This window comes from Kaistia nematophila, assembly GCF_026343855.1.
GTDB classification, from domain to species: domain Bacteria; phylum Pseudomonadota; class Alphaproteobacteria; order Rhizobiales; family Kaistiaceae; genus Kaistia; species Kaistia nematophila.
This window is the reverse complement of sequence record NZ_JAPKNK010000006.1, coordinates 40,038-59,141: the sequence shown is the minus strand read 5'-3', so window position 1 is coordinate 59,141 and position 19,104 is coordinate 40,038. Positions and strand designations below refer to the sequence as shown.

Here is a 19,104-nt window from a genome sequence, read left to right as displayed (position 1 = left end):
ACGCAGGCTCCGGACTACAACTCATTCCTGCGATACGCAACGGAATCACAACCTAGGTGGAATAACCTTTCAGGATAACAGCCAGCGGCGCACCGGACTCCACGTCGACATCCGCAAGGCCGAGCCAGGTCGCCAGATGGCGTAGCTCCGCCGCGAGCGCTTCCAGCATGGCGTCCGGCCGCCGCAGCCCCTCCTCGGCAAAGACGCCGAGGACACGCAGGCGGCCGGCGGCGCGATCCGCCTTGAGATCGACCCGCGCCTCCAGACGGCCGCGATGCAGGAACGGCATGACGAAATAGCCGAAGGTGCGCTTCGGCTCCGGCGTGTAGAATTCCAGGCGATAATGAAAATCGAAGATCCGCTCGGTGCGTGGGCGATGCCAGACGAGCGGATCGAAGGGCGACAGCAGCGCCGTCGGCGTCGCGCGCGCCGGAATCTCCGCGTCGGCCGCGAGATACGCGGCCTGCTGCCAGCCATCGACCCGGACCGGAACGAGCGCGCCCTCCTCGACCAGCTCGCGCAGCGCGGTGCGCGTCTCGGCGTTGGGCAGGCGGAAATAATCGCGGATGTCGACCTCGGTCGCCACGCCGTGCGCCCGTGCGCCGGCCAGCGTCAAGGCGCGGATGGCGTCGGGTTCGTCGGGCGTCGCCGCGGCGCCGATCTCGCTCGGGATGACGCGCTCGGGCAGGTCATAGACCCGTTCGAAGCCGCGGCGCTGTCCGGTCGTGACCTCGCCGGCCCAGAACAGATATTCGAGCGCGGTCTTGCCCTTGTGCCAGCCCCACCAGGGCCCGCTGCGGGTGCCGGGATCATCAAGCTCGCTCGCCGCCAGCGGGCCGCGTCGGCCGATCTCGTCAACGACGGCGCGGACATAGTCGCGATTCTCGATCGCGAACTTGGCGATGCCGGAATAGATGCCGATGCCGGCGGCGGCGCGGCGCATGCGCCAGCGCATCCAGGGATGCAGGTCGAGCGGAAGCAGCGACGCCTCATGCGCCCAATACTCGAACATCGCCCGCTTCCTGCCGCCGGCGAAGGCGCGGGCATCGAGCGCGGCGCGGTCGTAGGCGCCGATGCGGCTATAGGTCGGCAGGTAGTGCGAGCGGACCAGCACGTTGACGGAATCGAGCTGCAGCAGCCCCATGCGGCGGATCGCCGGCGCGATCTGGCGCCAGGATGAAAGCTCGGCATTCCGGCGTCCGCCGAAGCCCTGCGCGGCCAGCGCGATTCGGCGCGCCTCCTCCGCCGTCAGAACGTCCCTCACCTGCTTCCCCCCAGCCGATTCCCCCGTTTATTGCAAAGCCCGGCCGCCGAAGCCAGATGGCGGCGGTCAGGACTGGATCGTCAGCACCGGCCGGCTCGGCTCATAGCCGCCCAGATCCAGCTCCGGCAGGATGCGGCGGCTCTCGCCGAGCTCGGCCAGGAGGGCGGTGATGCCAGCCGCCGGCATCGGCTTCGCCAGGTAGTAGCCCTGGACGAATTCGCATTGCAGCAAGCGGAGAAGCTGCAACTGCTCGACCGTCTCGATGCCCTCGGCGACGACGGCGATGTCCATGGCGTCGCCGAGCGCGATCATCGACTGGATCAGCGCGTTGGCGGTCGGGTTGCTGCCGAGTTCCGAGATGAACGACTTGTCGATCTTCAGCCAGTCGAACGGGAACTGGCGCAGATAGCCGATCGAGGAGAAGCCGGTGCCGAAATCATCGAGCGAAAGGCCGAAACCCATCGACTTCAGGCGCGCCAGCTTGCGCTTGGCGATGGTCGGATTGCGGACCAGCAGGCCTTCGGTGAGCTCCAGCTTGAAGCGGTTCGGCACCACGTCGTGCCGGCGGGCGATGGCGCCGAGATCGTTGGCGAAGCTCGGATCGCGCAGCTGCGCCGGCGACACGTTGATCGACATCTTCAGGCCCGGCCAGTCAACCATGTCCTGGCAGGCGCGCTGGAACACGAACTTGCCGATGTCGTGGATGGCGCCGGTCTCCTCGGCGACCGGGATGAAGTCGACCGGCGAGACGCGGCCGAACTCCTTCGAGTCCCAGCGGACCAGCGCCTCGACCGAAACGATGGCGAGATCGCTGGCGCGGACGATCGGCTGGTAGACGACCGACAGCTCGTTGGCCTCGATCGCGCCGCGCAGCGCCATGCCGAGCCGCTTGCGATGCAGCGCGCCGGTTTCGAGGCCCGGGTGATAGGGCACGGCGTCGCGCTCGGCGGCGTTCTTCGCCTGGTACATGGCAAGGTCGGCGCGGCGCAGCAGCTCGCCCGGCGTGACGTCGCCGCCATCGGAGATCGCGTAGCCGACGGCCGCCGTCACCTGGAACTGGAAGCCGCCGACGGTGAAGGACTGGTCGAGCGCATGCACCATGGCCGAGGCGACGCCGGCGACGGCGCCGAGCGCGGCGCGCCCGGTCAACGCCACGGCGAACTCGTCGCCGCCGACGCGGGCAAAGCGGGCGTCCGGCGGCAGGATCATCGACAGCCGGTCGGCCAGCATGCCCACCAGCTCGTCGCCGCCCTGGTGACCGATCGAGTCGTTCACCGACTTGAAGCCGTTGATGTCGAGATAGATGATCGCGGCCTCGCCCTTGGCGCAGGCTTCCTCGAAGGAGGCGCTGGCGCTCAACTCGTTGAAGCCGAAGCGGTTGGTGAGGCCGGTGAGGCTGTCGGTGCGCGCCGCCTCGACAGCCTGCCGCTCGCTGAGCGCCTGGGAAAGCGCCAGCCGGCGGGCCCGGAGAACGGTCCACATCGCGATCAGGCAGAAGACGAGCAGGCCGCCGGCGATCGGCGCCACGACGTTGCGCAGCACGGCGAAGCCGGGGGTCGGCGGCGTCCAGACGAAGGCGCCGATGATGTTGCCGTCAAAATCGCGGATCGGCGGGAAGCCGTCCTCGACCGCGCCGGACGCATTGGCGGAGTGGTCGATCTCGAGGTCGTCGATCAGGAACTGCTTGCCGAGATCGAACAGGCGCTGATGGTTCAGGTAGATGCCCTGGACCAGGAAGGGCAAAGTCGCGGGGTCCACCTCGGAGGCGCGCGAAACCGGCGCGATGCGGGCGACCGCGATCAGCATAATGTCGTCGCCGACGCGGAAATAGGCGGGCCGGGCGGCCTCGTTCACCACCGGCATGCCCTCGGCGAGCTTGGCGATCTTGGCGCGGATTTCCGGCGAGAAGATCTCGCGCGGCGTGCCGCGGTGATCATCGATCGACCAGGCGTAGGGGATCTCTCCCTTCGGATCGATGATGACGAGGATGTCGGAAATCTGGGTGTCGCGGATGCCGGAACCGAAGTTCTCGTCCACCCACTTCTCGTCGCCGGCCATGTAGGCGTTGTAGCCGGCCTCCCACCAGGCATAGTCGTTGGCGAACGCCTTGACGTTGTCCTCCATGGCGACGATGCCGCCGGTCACCATGGTGCCGGTATTCTCCTGGGCCTGTTTGTTCTGCTTCTCGGCCATCCACCAGACGGCGACCGTGACCGTCAGAATCGTGACGAGGATACCTGCCACGAGGTTCAGCGTGATGCGCCCGGCGATGGGATGAGACATTGCGGAATCGACCCTGTTCATGCAGCCGGGACCATTGCACCCAACATTTTAGAGACGCTTAAACGGATTGATTCGGTTTTTAATCAATCGTCGAAAGGTTGCTGCGTCGGCCTGATCTTCAGCGATAGCAACAGGGCCGCGCAAAACCGCAGACCCCAGAGAATACCTGGACTTTCCCTCTCCAAAGCGGCCATTCGATGGCGTCGCTGGGACCGTCGTGTTGCTCGTCTACGGACCGTAAACTATGGTTTTGATATCGCTAAATCACTCGCTCCAATTCGCAATGATGCGGACTGGGCTGGGTGATTTTTCGTGCGTAGGAGCATGACATGCGTCGGGGGACAGATCTGCCGGCTTCGACGGACGAGGCGGCGCCGGCCGCTTGTCCGTTCCACCAGCAGAGGGGGATAGTGCCGACAGAGGCATTCGACCGATGGCTGGACACGGACCTGCGCTGTTCGGCGGGCAAGCGGGAATTCCAGCTTGGCCGCTATATCGTCGCGCATGTCCGCAACGGCTACCAGTTCCTGGAAGCGCTCGAGACCTTCCGCGAGGGCGTCGATACCCACAGCAAGACCGGCTACATGGCCATCGTGCCGAGCGAGCCGGGAGATTTCACCGATTCGGTCGGCGAGCTCCGGCGGCTCGGCGAGATCATGGTCGAGGCGGGCTTCGCCGACAGCGCGGGCGCGCTGATCAACAGCCAGACCATCGCCATCCCGTTCGAGGTCAAGTGCCCCGTCACCGGGCAGATGACCATCTACGAGTTCTTCCCGGTCGCCTTCTGCCGCCACGCGGCCGTCGTCGCGGATCCGCTCTACGACCCGTCGCTGAGCACGCCCTTCCTGGCGATCAACACCACCTCCGACGCCTTCGCCTTCGGCATGCTGGTGAAGGATCTCTGCCAGCGCCACTTCCATTGCGAGCCCTACGAGGTGAAGGACCGCGTCGACTTCGAGCGGCTCCTGCACAAATGCGCCAACGCCTGGCAGAACATGTCGGCGAACACCATCCAGGGCTACAACAAGGTTTCCGCCGTTCCCGAGCGCGCCGTCCACCTGTCGCCCGACCGCCAGGGCTGGATCGCCCCGCACAACGACCCGGTCTTCGCCGAGATGACCAAGGAACCGCACAGCCACGAAATGCCGGTGATCTACGCGCAGCGGCTCTGCGAGAAGTGGACCGCGGCCCTGTTCGACGGCGCTTCCTACTCGCCGGGACGCGACGGACAGTCGGGCGGCTGGTCGGTCTCGTTCGCCGAGCTCGGCCTCGCCGACCCCTCCACGCCCTGACCGCGACGGCCGACGACCCGAGGACATCACCATGCGGTTCTGGCGCGTCGCCGGCATCCTGTTCCTGATCGGCGCCGAGGCGCTCCTTTACGGCTACAGCTATCCCTTCTTCTCGCTGGCGCTGGAAAAGCGCGAGCTGGCGAACTGGCTGATCGGCCTCAACGCCTCGCTCGCCGGCGTCGGCATCCTGTTCTTCGGTCATTTCCTGCCGCAGGCGATCGACCGGCTCGGCATCGGCCGGCTGATCGGCCTGTTCTTCTTCATCCCGTTCCTCGCCTTCGGCGCGATCCTGCTGTTCGACCATGTCTTCGTCTGGTTCGCCGCCCGCTTCGTGATGGGAACCTGCTTCTCGGCGCTGTGGACGACGACGGAGATCTGGCTGAACGGCGAAGTCGACGACCGCAATCGCGGCCGCATCATCGCCGGCTCGGGCACGCTCTATGCGATCTGCCAGTTCCTCGGCCCGCTGGCGCTGGGGCTGACCGGCGTCGAGGGATCGCTGCCGCTGGTCGCCGCCATGGTGCCGCTCGCCGTCGGCGCCATTCTCGCGGTCTCGATACCCTCCCGTCCGCTTGCCCCGCACGAGGCGGCGGACGAGGCCGCCTTCGAGGGCGTCGGCAACCTCCGCGTCGCCATCACGCTCGCCGGCACGATCCTGCTCGTCGCCTTCATTTCGGGGATCGGCGAGACGGCGATGCAGAGCCTGCTGCCGCTCTACGGCACGGCGCATGGCCTCTCCGACGCGGCCGCCTCGGGCCTCGTCGCCACCTTCGCCCTCGGCGAGGCGGTGCTGGTGATCGGGCTCGGCCTGCTCGCCGACCGCTATGGCCGCCGCGCGGTGCTGATCGGCGCCACGCTGGTCGCGATCGTCTCGACCGCCACCCTGCCCTTCGCGATGGGACGCGATTTGCTGCTGCAACCCGCCCTCTTCCTGGCGGGCGGCACCATCGCCGGCGTCTACACGCTCGGCATCGTGCTGATCGGCCAGGATTTTCGCGGTCAGCGGCTTGCAATCGTCTCGACCGGCTTCGGCATGTCCTATTCGGCGGGCTCCGTCATCGGCGCGACGCCGATCGGCTACCTGATCGACCTGTTCGGCGTCGAGGCGCTGCCGGTGGCGGTCGCCGCCGGCTTCATCGCTCTCCTCGCCTTCCTGATGCGCCCCGCCAGGGCAACAGCCGGAACCAGCGACCCCTTCGCGGCTGGCAAGTAGCGCCGGGCCGGGCTTTTTTTTTACCGCCAACGGCTGGCGGCGTTCCCGACCGGCGTCGCCTTGGCCTATCCGTCCGACACCGTCATCGGCTCGACGCCGATCGGCTTCCTGATGGACCTGCTCGATGCCGAGGACTACCCGTCACGGTAGCGGTCGGATTCGTCGCGCTGCTGATCTTTTTGGTGCGGCCGGGACAGAAGAAAGCGGCGGAAGCGTCGGTGGAGTGAGGATCAGGAGCCTCCAGCGGAAGTCGTGGACTGCGGCGAGCTGGAAAACTCGCGAATCCAACCCGTTCCCTCACGGCCAACTCAGTCATTTGCTGCACATGGTTTAGTCCCTGACAACTGCCATTGCGTGGCTCGCGAAGTTAGATTTCGCTGAGGCTCGCAGCTGGTATTCGGCTTCGCGCGCCGAACCCAGAACTTGACCTGCATAGCCGCATCTCTTATAGCTACCTTATCTATTGTGCCTTCATGCGCTTCGAGAGTTAGATACCTGGAAACGCCGCGCGATTGAATGGATGGGCCGAAAAATGGGGAATAGCCCCTGATCCGCCCAGACCGCCTTCGGTGAAAGAGCAGCATTAGATTGAAAAAGGGAGTTACACAGTACTCCCCTAATTTCTTTAGAAGAAGTCGTTCGAAAACATGTTGATGTGCTTGCCACCGCCGCCTGGGCGAAAGGCACCATGACAATCGACATAGTTACCGCTCATCGACTCATCCTTATCCTTGCTGACATTGAAATGCGTCTCGCCGTTGAAGGCGATGCCGAAGCGATATCTGTTGCCCAAAACGCACGCCTTCGTGTGCGGTGGCTGCGATGTTTCGGCTTTTGCGTGAGTTTCGGCCCCCAGTTGGAAGTGCCTATCGTCGTCGTCCACGAAGTACCGCTCCGGGCGAGAAGACGCCTTCTTTGGTCTTTGGCGCGACCGCAGCTTTGCTAGCGCCTCGTCTAGCTGGCGACCAAATCTCTCAGAGCCAATCATGTCGTGGCACAGATCTCGAACTACTCCGATCTCGTCGGCCATGAAATTCTTCAAGGGTAGCCTGAAAAGTTGCTGGTATTTCAAATCAAAAAAACGTGTCCGATAATATCGAAAGTTTTTCAATACCTTCGCCAGAAGCGTTTGCACTAAGTTATGGATATTAACGCCATGCTTCGGCGCTTCGAAAAGATTTACGGAAAAAATATCACCGAAAGCCGGCAATAAATCTGGAACACTTCCGTCGGAAATCAATAAAACTGACGTTATTCCATCTCTAACAACTTCCTCAATGTGGGCGATAAGTCGATCAATTCCGCTTGAACCTTTCGTACTATAACTCGATACGAATATTTCCTCACCATCGAAAACCTTAAATCCATTAGCCCGGACATCGGCAGGAAGAAGTGCATTTTTCTTTCTTTGTACGATCCTAATTATTTCTGCATTCTCTGTGACGAACACTATTTGTATTGCCATTACTGCCTCAACAGAGCGGTCAGCACAGATGCAGGAATCTTGAGATCGACCAAGACGTCATCCGGCAAATTCGACAGAGCTTCCACGAATTGAAACAACGCCTTTCCCCTTCGCTTCAAACTTGCGGAAGTGGGGCCGTCGCCGGCAGCCTTCGGGTCAACTTCGAACGAGAACTCAGCATCGGAGGGGACGAAGCCGACCTTTGCCTTCACCGTAGGATGGGCGACATATTTTACATCAACAAAGTCATTCGTCGCGGCCCATTGGCTCAATTTCGAGGCGCCGATAAAATCGCGATAGTTGACATTCCTATTCTTCAGATCCGAAGCTACGTAGCTTAGGTAATATGGGATGCCTCGGTCTTCCCACGTCTCTCTGGTCCTCTCGGCGATGTAGGATTTCAGATCGGCTATGCTATTTATTTCTTCTAACGCCATATTAGCCCCCCCGATCGAGACATCTCGACCCATTTTAAACCAAGTTACGCTGTGCCGGCCACAACCCGGTTGACCGAGACTGCATAGGACGCGCAACCCCATGGTGTTGAGTTAATCGATAAAGGTCAACTTGGTGCGCTGATATCGCACGCGATGAGTCTCGCCCCACGTTCGACACTCCGCTGAGGTTGTAAGCGCTGGTCCAGGCAATGCAATGTCCGCGTACTTACAATCAAGTATGCTAGCAGAACGCCCCTTTCCACCCGATCTCAGACATACGCCATACCTGACTAGGGGCCACCAGCGAGCGCAACAAGAAGGCCGCCCGAGATAACTCGTGGCGGCCTTCTTGTTCGTAGCCCATCCGGCGTCTACGCGACGCCCTAGAAAAAAATCAGATCGACATCTGCGTGCCGATTTCGACGACGCGGCCGGTGGGAATATGGAAATATTCCGTCGCGTCGCTGGCGTTGATGGCGAGCTTGATGAACAGCTTGTCCTGGATGCGCGAGAACAGGTGGTGGCTCGCCGGCTTGATCGAGCGGCGCGACAGGAAGAACGACGTCGACATGATGTCGTATTTCCAGCCCTGCTTGCGGCAGAGGCTCAGCGCCTTCGGCACGTTCGGCGTCTCCATGTAGCCGAAGCTCATGAAGATGCGGGTGAAGCTGTCGTTGATCGGCTCGATCCGGATGCGGTCGGAATCCTCGATGCGCGGCGTGTTGCTGGTGACGACCGTCAGCAGCACGTTCTTCTGATGCAGCACGCGATAGTGCTTGAGGCTGTGCAGCAGCGAGGACGGCGCCGTCTCGGGATCCGAGGTCAGGAACACCGCCGTGCCGGGAACGCGGACGACGCTGCTCTTCTCGAGGTTCTTCACCAGCTCGTTCAGCGGCACGTCGTTGCGACGGCTCTTGTCGAACAGGATGCGCGTGCCGCGCACCCAGCAGCGCATGATGAACATGATCGAGAAGGCGAACAGGATCGGCAGCCAGCCGCCCTCGGTGATCTTCAGCAGGTTGGCGCCGAAGAACACCAGGTCGATGATCAGAAACGGCGCGATCAGCAGCGCCGACACCCAGAGCGGCCAGCGCCAGAAGCGCCAGATGACGATGAAGGCGAGGCAGGCGGTGATGACCATCTCGGCCGTGACCGAGATGCCGTAGGCGGTGGCGAGCCGGCTCGACGAACCGAACATCACGACCAGCACGAGCACGGCGATCATCAGCAGCGTGTTGACCTGCGGCATGTAGATCTGGCCGACATGAGTCTCCGAGGTGTGCTCGATCTCCATGCGCGGCAAAAGCTTCAGCTGGATCGCCTGGCGCGTCATCGAGAAGGCGCCGGTGATCACCGCCTGCGAGGCGATGACGGTCGCCATGGTCGCCAGCAGCACGACCGGCAGCAGCGCCCATTCCGGGAACAGCAGGTAGAACGGGTTCTTGATCGCGTCCGGATTGGCGAGCACCAGCGCGCCCTGCCCCAGATAGTTGGCAGTCAGCGCCGGGAAGACGAAGGCGAGCCAGGCGGCCTGGATCGGCCGGCGGCCGAAATGGCCGAGATCGGCATAGAGCGCCTCGGCGCCGGTCACCGACAGGAAGGCGGCGCCGATGACGAGCAGGCTGGTGTGGCCATGCGTCGTGACATAGCGGACGGCGTGGTAGGGGTTCAGCGCGGCGAAGATGCCGGGATCGTCGGCGATGTGCAGGAAGCCGCCGATGGTCATGACGATGAACCACACGGCGGTGATCGGCCCGAACCAGGCCGCGACCTTGGCGGTGCCGTAGCGCTGGACCATGAACAGCGCCGCGATGATGGCGATGGTGATCGGCAGCACGTAGCCGTCGAAGGTGGGCGTCACCAGCGTGAGGCCCTCGACGGCGGAGAGCACCGAGATCGCCGGCGTGATCACCGCGTCGCCATAGAACAGCGCCGCGCCGGCCACGCCGAGCACGAAGACGATGGGCGCCGACTTGCCCATGGTGCGGCTCGCCAGCGCCATCAGCGACAGCGTTCCGCCCTCGCCATTGTTGTCGGCGCGCAGCAAAATAACGACATATTTGAGCGTGACGATGATCGTCAGCGTCCAGATGATCAAGGAGATGACGCTGATCACATCCTCGCGGATGAGTTCGCCATGCGCCTTCTGCGCCGCGTGCAGCGCCTCGCGAAGGGCGTAGATGACGCTGGTGCCGATGTCGCCGTAGACGACGCCGACGGAGCCGAGCGCGAGGGTGAACAGGCCAGCATGAGCTACCGGGCTGCCGACGCCATTCTCGTCGGTGGCCGATCCGGTCGGCGCATCGCTGGCCAGGCCCGGAGTTGGGGTTCCGGTTCCGGAACCCTGCGCATTCAGAGTCATGAACTGGTCATCTCGTTCACCGCACGTACCGGCGGCCGCGCGTGCTTATAGCAGATGACGTACGGCATACAACGCGCCCCACGAATTCAAAGGAATCCCCTGCGTCATCGGGATCCTAGCATCCTTTTCGTTCCCGCGCCGCCTGGAAGAAACGGGGAGCGGGCGCGACCGTTCCCCCTCCGCCCGCTTGCGGGCCAGATTTCCTCCCATGACGGTCCAGCCGGTCGAAGACGACGGGCCAACTCCCTGCACGGTCAGGCGAATTCGCCGCGCCCCCGCGCTGCTCTCAGCCGTCGCCCATCGCCATCAGCGAGGCGTTGCCGCCGGCGGCGGCGGTGTTGACGGAGACGACCTGCTCCTCGGCGAAGCGGAGCAGGTAATTGGGGCCGCCCGCCTTCGGGCCGGTGCCGGAAAGGCCGGAGCCGCCGAAGGGCTGGGTGCCGACGACGGCGCCGATGACATTGCGGTTCACATAGACATTGCCGACGGCGAGCTTCTCGACGATGGCCTCGACCGTCTCGTCGATGCGGCTATGGATGCCGAGCGTCAGGCCATAGCCGGTGGCCGAAACCTGCTCGATCACCTTGTCGAGTTCCTTCGCCTTCCAGCGCGCGACATGCAGGATCGGTCCGAACACCTCGCGGTCGAGCGTCTTCGCATCCTTGAGCTCGACAATGACAGGCGCGACATAGGTGCCCGCATTCGGCACCCTGCCCTCGAAGCGGATCGTCTCGCTCTTCTTCATCGCCGCGACATGGCGGTCGAGATTGGCCTTCGCCTCGGCATCGATCACCGGGCCGAGGTCGGTCGAGGGCTGGCGCGGGTCGCCGACCGTGAGTTCGGCGGCGGCGCCCTCGATCATCTCCAGCATCCGGTCGGCGACGTCCTCCTGCAGATAGAGGATGCGCAGCGCCGAGCAGCGCTGGCCGGCCGAGCGGTAGGCCGAGGCGACGACGTCGTCGGTCACCTGCTCCGGCAGGGCCGTCGCGTCGACGATCATGGCGTTCAGTCCGCCCGTCTCGGCGATCAGCGGCACGATCGGCCCCTTCTTCGCGGCAAGCGCGCGGTTGATCGACCAGGCCGTCTCGGTCGAGCCGGTGAAGGCGACGCCGGCGGTTAACGGATGGCTAACAAGCGCGGCGCCGACGCGGCCGTCGCCGGTCGCGAGCTGGCAGGCGGCGACGGGGACGCCCGCCTCATGCAGCAGCCGGATGGCCTCGAAGGCGATGATCGGCGTCTGCTCGGCCGGCTTGGCGACGACGGTGTTGCCGGCGGCGAGCGCCGCCGTCACCTGGCCCAAAAAGATCGCCAGCGGGAAATTCCACGGCGAGATGGCGACGAAGACGCCGCGGCCGCGATAGCTGAGCTCGTTGCGCTCGCCGGTCGGCCCCGGCATCCGGATCGGCTCGGCGAAGTGCCGGCGCGCCTCTGCGGCGTAGTAGCGGCAGAAATCCGTCGCTTCGCGCACTTCGGAGAGCCCGTCCGGCAGGGTCTTGCCGGCCTCGCGGGAAAGCAGGCTCATCAGCCTGTCGCGGTTCGCCTCCAGAAGATCCGCCATCTTCTCCAGGATCCTGGCGCGATCCTCGGCCGGCGTCGCCGACCAGCTCCGGAATGCCGCCTGCCCCGCCCGCAGGACGGCATCGACCGCCTCGACGGACAGGAAGGATACCGAACCCACCACGGTACGGCCGTCGACCGGGCTCAGCACCGGCGCCGGCTTCGCCTCGTCGATCGCGACCGCGACGATCGGCTTCGCCGCCAGCGCCGTGCCGTCTTCCGCTCTCAGCCCGTCGAGCAGCGCCGACAGCGTCGCCGCATGGCCGAATTCCACCCCGGCCGAGTTCCTGCGGCTCGCGCCATAGAGGTCGGCGGGCATGGGCAGGTTGCGGTTGCGGGCCCGGGCGCCGCCCTCCAGCGTCGTGTCGGGCCGCGCCAGCAGGCCGGCGATCGGCACGGACCGATCGCCGACCACCGCCACGAACGACGAGTTCGCGCCATTCTCCAGCAGGCGGCGCACCAGATAGGCGAGCAGGTCGCGGTGACCGCCGACCGGCGCGTAGATGCGGGTCGAGACGGTCGGCACGCTCTCGTGCACCGCCTTGTGCAGCGCCTCGCCCATGCCGTGCAGCCGCTGCAACTCGAAGCCGGTCGCCTCGCCGGCCATCTCCAGGATGGTGGCGACGGTCAGCGCATTGTGGGTGGCAAATTGCGGGAAGATGCGTGGCCTGAGATCGAGCAGCTTCCGCGCGCAGAACAGGTAGTTCTGGTCGGTCGCCGCCTTGCGGGTGAAGACGGGATAGTCGTCGAGGCCGCGCTCCTGCGCCCGCTTGACCTCGGTGTCCCAATAGGCGCCCTTGACCAGGCGGACCATCATCTTGCGGTCCAGCTTTTGCGCCAGTTCGCCGATCCAGTCGATCACTGCGGCCGCGCGCTTCTGATAGGCCTGGATGGCGAGCCCGAAGCCGTCCCAGCCGGCAAGCGACGGATCGGCGAACGCCGCCGCGATGACGTCGAGCGACAGCTCCAGCCGGTCCGCCTCCTCGGCATCGACGGTGAAATTCAGGTCATAGCCCTTCGCCTGCGCCGCCAGCTTGACCAGTTGCGGCACCAGTTCCGCCAGGATGCGGTCCCGGTTGACGGCCTCGTAGCGGGGATGCAGCGCGGAAAGCTTGACCGAGATGCCGGGACGATCCGGCAGCGCCTTCTTGCCCGCCGCCCTGCCGATGGCGTCGATCGCCATCGCGTAGCTCGCGAAATAGCGCTCCGCGTCCTCCGCCGTGCGGGCGCCCTCGCCCAGCATGTCGTAGGAATAGCGGAAGCCCTGCTTCTCCAGCGTCTTCGCCCGCTTCAGCCCGTCCTGGATCGTCTGGCCGAGCACGAAGTGATAGCCGAGGAAGCGCATCGCCTGACGGGTCGCGGTGCGGACGGTCGGCGTGCCGACGCGCTTGACCAGGCCGGCGATGATGCCGTCGGCGCTGTCCGTCGGCGTCACGATGCGCGCCGACAACCCCAGCGCCCAGGTCGAGGCGGAGACGAACCAGCCTTCGGCCTTGCCGCTATGCTCGCTCCAGTCGGCGCCGCCGAGCTTGTCCTCGATCAGGCGGTCCTGCGTCGCCGCGTCCGGCACGCGCAGAAGCGCTTCGGCCAGCACCATCAGCGCCAGCCCCTCGCGGGTCGAAAGCCCGAACTCGCGCAGGAAGTCCTCGATGCCGCCGACCGCGCCGGACTGGCCGCGGATCGCTTCGATGAAGGCCGTGGCGCGGCGGTCGATGCGCGCCTCGGCGCTCGCGTCCAGCATGGCGCCGCGGATCGCATGACGGATCAACGCGGCGTCATCGCCGGCAAAGGGGGCGCGGAAAGGTTCTAAGGCGGCGGTCGGCATGGAGAACTCCGGATTGCGAAGTCCACAGGATATCGCCAACCGAAACGCTGCTTTCGGGTTTGATAGAGGCCATTTCCGTGACTCTCGCGGCCGATTGGCAATTTTCCGGGATATTCACTAGTCTCTCTGTTCATCTCATCGGGGAGGCTTTTCCGTGCCGCTTCGCGACGACGAACTGGTGCAATTTGCGGCGGACGGCACCCCGCCTTTGCCGGTCACCGACGCGACCTGGATCGTCGAGAACGAAGGGGTGCGGATCTGGTGCGCCAGCCATGGCAGCGGCGCGCCGGTGATCCTCCTGCATGGCGGGCTCGGCCACAGCGGCAACTGGAGCAACCAGGTTCCGGCCCTGGTCGACGCCGGCTATCGCGCCGTCGTCATCGACAGCCGCGGCCATGGCCGCAGCACGCGCGACGAACAGCCCTATTCCTACCAATTGATGGCGTCCGACGTCCTCGCCGTGATGGACCATCTCGCGATACCGAAGGCTGCCATCGTCGGCTGGAGCGACGGCGCCTGCACCGGACTGGTGCTGGCGCGCCGCCATCCCGAGCGGGTCGCCGGCGTGTTCTTCTTCGCCTGCAACATGGATTCGAGCGGCACCAAGCCCTTCGTGGGCACGCCGGTGATCGACCGCTGCTTCAGCCGGCATGTCGCCGACTATGCCGCGCTTTCCACGACGCCCGACGATTTCAAGGCCTTCTCGGAGGCGGTCGGCCTCATGCAGCGGACCCAGCCGGACTACAGCGCCGCCGACCTCGCCGAGATCGACGTGCCCGTGCTGGTCATCCAGAGCGCCGACGACGAATTCATCCGGATCGAGCACGCGGAATATCTGGCGGGCGCGCTGCCGCAGGGCCGCCTGCGGGTGCTGGAAGGCGTCACCCATTTCGCGCCGCTGCAGCGGCCTGCCCTCTTCAACGAAGCCATCGCCGATTTCCTGGCGACGCTGCCCTCGCGCTGACGATCACGAGACCCGACATCCATGGACCGCATCGACCGCGCCATCCTGAAGGCCCTGCAGGCGGACGGCCGCATCACCACGCTGGAGCTCGCCGCCAAGGTCAACCTGTCGCCGACCGCGACGGCGGACCGCGTCAAGCGACTGACGCGCGAAGGCTATATCGAGGGCTATCACGCCCGCCTCTCGGCGGAAAAGCTGGACCTCGGCCTGCTCGTCTTCGTCGAGGTCAAGCTCGACCGCACGACGCCGGACGTGTTCGACCACTTCGCCACCGCGGTCCGGCGCGCCTCGGAGGTGATGGAGTGCCACATGGTGGCCGGCGGCTTCGACTACCTGATCAAGGCGCGCGTCAGCGACATGAACGCCTATCGCGCCTTCCTCTCCGACAGCCTGCTGTCGCTGCCGGGCGTGCGCGAGACGCACACCTATGCGGTGATGGAAGAGGTGAAGAACACGGATCTGCTGCCGCTTTAGGGGGGATCGCATTCCATTCGCCTCCCAACACTCCGCCTTCCTCCCGGGACTCCATCCGGCGGAACCTAAGGGTTGCATAGACGACAAGCATCGCGGCTGCATGGATCGCTGCTTTCGCAGGGATGACGGCGAGGTTGCGAATCTGCGCGACGCACAACCGGCGAGACCTAAGCGGACGGACTGATACCGCCGAAGGTGGCAGATCGAGCAGGGTGTAAGCCGGTGTGCTTGGAATGCACGACATGGAAATGGCGACGGCGGACGGTAGGGACGCTCAACAACCTCGGTCGTCATCCCTGCGGACGCAGGGATCCATCCATCCGCGCCGCGTTGTGGGTCCAAGGCGGGCGACTTCAGCGCCTGCGCAAAGAAAAACCCTCCCCCGCATGGCGGGAGAGGGTCAGGACGTTCCAACAGGCCGACTTAGAACGGCGAGTCGGGGTAGTAGAAGTCCTTGGCGTTGTCCTTGGTCACCAGCGTGGCATCGAGGATGTAGCTGCCGCGGACCGGCAGGTGGTCGTAGAGACCGGCGGCCGTCAGGTCCATCGCGACGGCGACCATCGCCGGCGGATAGAGGATGTCGACCGGAATCATCTTGTCGCCATCCATGACCTTCTTGATCATGTCCTTCATGCCGGCGCCGGCGACGACGAACTGGATGTCGGTGCGCTTGGCCTGGTTGATGGCCTCGAGCACGCCGACGGCCATGTCGTCGTCCTGCGTCCAGACGGCGTCGATCTGCGGGTACTTCGACAGGTAGTCCTGCATGACCTTGAAGGCGTCGTCGCGGCTCCAGTTGCCGAACTGGCGATCGAGAACCTTGATGTCGCTGCCGGCGATACCCTCGTCGAAGCCCTTGTTGCGCTCTTCGTCGATGACGATCGGCAGGCCGCGGATGACGACGACGTTACCCTTGCCGTTCAGTTTTTCCTTGATGTACTCGCCGGCGACGCGGCCGAGAGCCGGGTTGTTGCCGGCGACGTAGAGATCGGCGACCGAGTTGTCGGTGAGCGCGCGGTCGACGACCGTGATGAACACGCCCTTCTGCTTGACCTGACGGATCGGGTCCGTCAGCTCGTCCGAATTGTGCGGCAGAGTAACAAGCGCGTCGATGCCCTGGGTCGTCAGATCCTCCAGCGCGTTCGCCTGCGAGGCGCCGTCAGGCGAGGTCTTCACGATGACCTTCAGGCCCGGATAGCGCTGCTCGAGGCGCTTGGCCTGCTCCTGGGCGTGGTAGACGACGCCGCCGGTCCAGCCATGGTCGGCGGCCGGAATCGACACGGCGATCGTCTTGGTTTCCTGCGCCTGGGCGATGCCGGCGGCGAGCATCAGGCCCGCTGCGACGGATCCGAATAGAAGCTTCCGCATTTCTCTCTCCCTTTTTTGTTCAGTTATCGCGGGGAGGCCTTGCGCCTCCCCCTGCCCCTCACCGCCGCCGGACCAGGGAACGCTGGACCAGCATCGCAATGATGATGATCGCGCCCTGAACGGCTCCGATGAGGTATTCGCTGACGAAGTTGGACAGCACCATGATGTTGCCGACCACTTCGAGAATGAGCGCGCCGCAGATGGTGCCCCAGATGCGGCCGACGCCGCCCTTGAGCGCCGTGCCGCCGATGACGACGGCGGTGATCGCCTGGAGCTCCCAGAGCAGGCCCGTCGTCGGCGTGGCGGCGCCGAGGCGCGGCACGTAGACGAGCACGGCGATGGCGACGCAGACGCCCTGGATGACATAGGTGAGCGTGCGCACGCGATTGACCGGAATGCCGGAATAGCGCGCGACGTCCTCGTTGGAGCCGACGGCGATGACATGGCGGCCGAAGGCGGTGCGGTAAAGCAGGAAGGCGCCGATCAGCGCTACCGCTATGATTACCAGCACGGGGATCGGCACGCCGAAGACGTTGCCGAAATAGACCGGCCGGTAGGCGGCGCGCAGGTCCGGCGCCTTCATGGCGATCGAGCCGCCCTCGGCGAGATAGATCGTCAGCGCGCGGAAGATGCCCATCGTGCCCAGCGTCACGATGAAGGGCTCGATCCGGCCCGCCGTGGTGATGACGCCGTTGGCGAGGCCGCAGAGCGCGCCGATGCCGAGCGCCAGCAGCATGGCGACAGCCAGCATCGGCAGGCTGCCCGCCACGACGCCGGTGTTCATGAACAGGATCATGACGCCGGCGACGAAGGCCGACATCGAGCCGACCGAGAGGTCGAGCCCGCCGGCCGAGATGACGAAGGTGGCGCCGACCGCGATGATCGCGATGAAGGCGCTGCGCGTCAGCACGTTCAGCAGGTTGTCGAGGCCGAGAAAGTTGGGGTTCACCAGCGCGCCGAGCACCAGCAGCACGGCGAGCGCCACGAAGGGCGCCACGGCGCGCAGATCGATGTCGCCGAACGAGCGGCGGGCGGCGGTCTTGTTGGCCGTCGTATCGGTCATGCGTGTTCCGCCGTGACGGCGGCCTCCCTCGATGTGACGCCTGTCGCCAGGACGACGATCTCGTCTTCTGTCATGTGTTCGCCGGTCACCTCGCCGACGATCCGCCCGTTACGCATGACCAAGATGCGGTCGCAGACGCCGATCACTTCCTGCATCTCGGACGAGATGACGATGACCGATTTGCCGCTCTGCGCCAGCTCGGCGATGAACTTGTAGATCTGCTCCTTGGTGCCAATGTCGATGCCGCGCGTCGGCTCGTCGATGATGACGATTTTCGGGTCGAGCAGCATCATCTTGGCGAGCAGCAGCTTCTGCTGGTTGCCGCCAGAAAGCTGGCCGGCGAGCAGTTCCTTGTCGCGGGTGCGGATGTCGAACTCGGCGATGGCGTCGTCGAGCGCCTTCGCTTCCTTGCGGCGGTCGATCAGCATGCCGCGCAGGAACTGGCCAAGGGCCGCGAGCGTCAGGTTGATGCCGAGCTTCTGGGCGAGCAGCAGGCCTTTGCCCTTCCTGTCCTCGCTCAGATAGACGATGCCGGCCCGCATGCTGTCGCGCACCGTGACAAACTGGACCGGCTTCCCATCCAGCTTCATCCGGCCATGCGCGGGCCGCAGCCCGACGACGCCCTCCAGCAATTCGGTGCGTCCGGCGCCGACGAGGCCGGCAAAGCCGAGGATCTCGCCGCGCTTCAGCTTGAACGAAGCGCCCTGCGCATAGCCGGGCACGTCCAGCGCCTCCACCTCGAGGGCATAGTCCTCCGCCTTGGTGGCGACGCGGTCGGGATAAAGCTTGGCGACGTCGCGGCCGACCATCAGCCGCGCCATGTCGACGGGCTCAAGCCCCTCGGCCGAACGGGTCGTGATCAGCTTGCCATCGCGCAGCACCGTCACCCGGTCCGCGATCTCCTTCACCTCCGGCAGGCGGTGCGAGATGAAGAGGACGGCAGCGCCCTTCTTCTTGATGTCGAGAATGACGCGCAGCAGCGCTTCGGTCTCGGTCAGCGTAAGGGATGCCGTCGGCTCGTCGAAGATGACGACCCGATGCGGCACCAGCAATGCGCGGGCGATCTGCACAAGCTGGCGCTGGGCAATCGAGAGCCGGCCGACCGTGATGGTCGGGTCGATGTCGACGCCGAGCGCGCGTACGGCTTCCGCCGCGCCCTTGTTCATCGCCTTGTCGTCGACCGAGAGGCCCTTCCGGATCTCGCGGCCGAGATAGATGTTCTGCGCAACGGTCAGGTCGGGTGCGAGCAGGATCTCCTGGTGCACCAGCACGATGCCGCGCGCTTCCGCGTCGACGGGGCCGGCCAGCACGGCCGGCGTCCCGTCGAGCTTCAGCTCTCCCCTCGTCGGCGCCAGATGGCCGGCGAGGATCTTCATCAACGTGGATTTTCCCGCGCCGTTCTCGCCGATGATGGCGTGCACTTCGCCGGGTTCGAGGGCCAGGTTGATATCCCCCAGCACCTCGACCGGTCCGAACGACTTCGAGATCCCCACCGCCTCGAGGAGAGGCGGCCTTGCTGTCGTCACCATCTCTCCTC

The 19,104-nt window shown here is 65.1% G+C and carries 13 protein-coding genes; 4 read left to right on the top strand and 9 right to left on the bottom strand.

Translation table 11 applies throughout. From position 1 onward, the window contains the following. Window positions 1-52: 52 nt before the first annotated feature. Both OSH07_RS14785 and OSH07_RS14780 read right to left on the bottom strand, forming a co-directional pair. On the bottom strand, window positions 53-1,264 hold the full coding sequence (locus OSH07_RS14785; RefSeq protein WP_266339446.1) for a winged helix-turn-helix domain-containing protein: 1,212 nt from the start codon (window positions 1,262-1,264) through the stop codon (window positions 53-55). A 66-nt stretch (window positions 1,265-1,330) separates the two neighbouring features. Continuing rightward, window positions 1,331-3,547 (bottom strand): bifunctional diguanylate cyclase/phosphodiesterase, encoded by a 2,217-nt coding sequence (locus OSH07_RS14780; RefSeq protein WP_266339445.1) that lies wholly within the window; start codon window positions 3,545-3,547, stop codon window positions 1,331-1,333. A 410-nt stretch (window positions 3,548-3,957) separates the two neighbouring features. On the opposite strand from OSH07_RS14780, the gene OSH07_RS14775 reads away from it, so the two are divergent. Continuing rightward, on the top strand, window positions 3,958-4,839 hold the full coding sequence (locus OSH07_RS14775) for a hypothetical protein (RefSeq protein ID WP_266339444.1): 882 nt from the start codon (window positions 3,958-3,960) through the stop codon (window positions 4,837-4,839). Between the two features lie 31 nt (window positions 4,840-4,870). Continuing rightward, entirely contained in the window at window positions 4,871-6,052 is a 1,182-nt protein-coding gene (locus OSH07_RS14770) for an MFS transporter (RefSeq protein WP_266339443.1), read from the top strand. A 625-nt stretch (window positions 6,053-6,677) separates the two neighbouring features. On the opposite strand, the gene OSH07_RS14765 is transcribed toward OSH07_RS14770, so the two are convergent. The 4 genes from OSH07_RS14765 to putA all read right to left on the bottom strand — a co-directional run bounded on the left by OSH07_RS14765 (window position 6,678) and on the right by putA (window position 13,698). Continuing rightward, on the bottom strand, window positions 6,678-7,517 hold the full coding sequence (locus OSH07_RS14765; protein WP_266339442.1) for a hypothetical protein: 840 nt from the start codon (window positions 7,515-7,517) through the stop codon (window positions 6,678-6,680). After that, window positions 7,517-7,954 carry a hypothetical protein gene (locus OSH07_RS14760; protein ID WP_266339441.1) on the bottom strand — a complete coding sequence of 146 codons (438 nt, stop codon included), beginning with the start codon at window positions 7,952-7,954 and terminating at the stop codon, window positions 7,517-7,519. Before OSH07_RS14760 ends, OSH07_RS14765 begins: the two co-directional genes overlap by 1 nt. A 394-nt stretch (window positions 7,955-8,348) precedes the next feature. After that, the gene (locus OSH07_RS14755; protein WP_266339440.1) at window positions 8,349-10,316 is read right to left on the bottom strand and encodes a potassium transporter Kup; all 1,968 of its coding nucleotides are present in this window, start codon (window positions 10,314-10,316) and stop codon (window positions 8,349-8,351) included. Between the two features lie 286 nt (window positions 10,317-10,602). Continuing rightward, the gene (putA, locus tag OSH07_RS14750) at window positions 10,603-13,698 is read right to left on the bottom strand and encodes a bifunctional proline dehydrogenase/L-glutamate gamma-semialdehyde dehydrogenase PutA (RefSeq protein ID WP_266339439.1); all 3,096 of its coding nucleotides are present in this window, start codon (window positions 13,696-13,698) and stop codon (window positions 10,603-10,605) included. Between the two features lie 154 nt (window positions 13,699-13,852). On the opposite strand from putA, the gene OSH07_RS14745 reads away from it, so the two are divergent. Both OSH07_RS14745 and OSH07_RS14740 read left to right on the top strand, forming a co-directional pair. Continuing rightward, a complete protein-coding gene (locus OSH07_RS14745) occupies window positions 13,853-14,662 on the top strand; it encodes an alpha/beta fold hydrolase (protein WP_266339438.1) in 810 nt (269 codons plus the stop codon). A 21-nt stretch (window positions 14,663-14,683) separates the two neighbouring features. After that, window positions 14,684-15,136, top strand: a complete 453-nt coding sequence (locus OSH07_RS14740; protein ID WP_201403381.1) for an Lrp/AsnC ligand binding domain-containing protein — start codon at window positions 14,684-14,686, stop codon at window positions 15,134-15,136. Between the two features lie 423 nt (window positions 15,137-15,559). Here the strand turns inward: OSH07_RS14740 and OSH07_RS14735 are convergent, their stop codons facing one another. The 3 genes from OSH07_RS14735 to OSH07_RS14725 are packed head-to-tail and all read right to left on the bottom strand — an operon-like array spanning window position 15,560 to window position 19,096. Further along, window positions 15,560-16,504, bottom strand: coding sequence for an ABC transporter substrate-binding protein (locus tag OSH07_RS14735; protein ID WP_266339437.1), 945 nt, complete (start codon window positions 16,502-16,504; stop codon window positions 15,560-15,562). A 58-nt stretch (window positions 16,505-16,562) separates the two neighbouring features. Then, the gene (locus tag OSH07_RS14730; RefSeq protein WP_266339436.1) at window positions 16,563-17,567 is read right to left on the bottom strand and encodes an ABC transporter permease; all 1,005 of its coding nucleotides are present in this window, start codon (window positions 17,565-17,567) and stop codon (window positions 16,563-16,565) included. Continuing rightward, complete coding sequence (locus OSH07_RS14725; RefSeq protein ID WP_266339435.1) at window positions 17,564-19,096, bottom strand: sugar ABC transporter ATP-binding protein; 1,533 nt, start codon at window positions 19,094-19,096, stop codon at window positions 17,564-17,566. Before OSH07_RS14725 ends, OSH07_RS14730 begins: the two co-directional genes overlap by 4 nt. Between the last annotated feature and the right edge of the window lie 8 nt (window positions 19,097-19,104).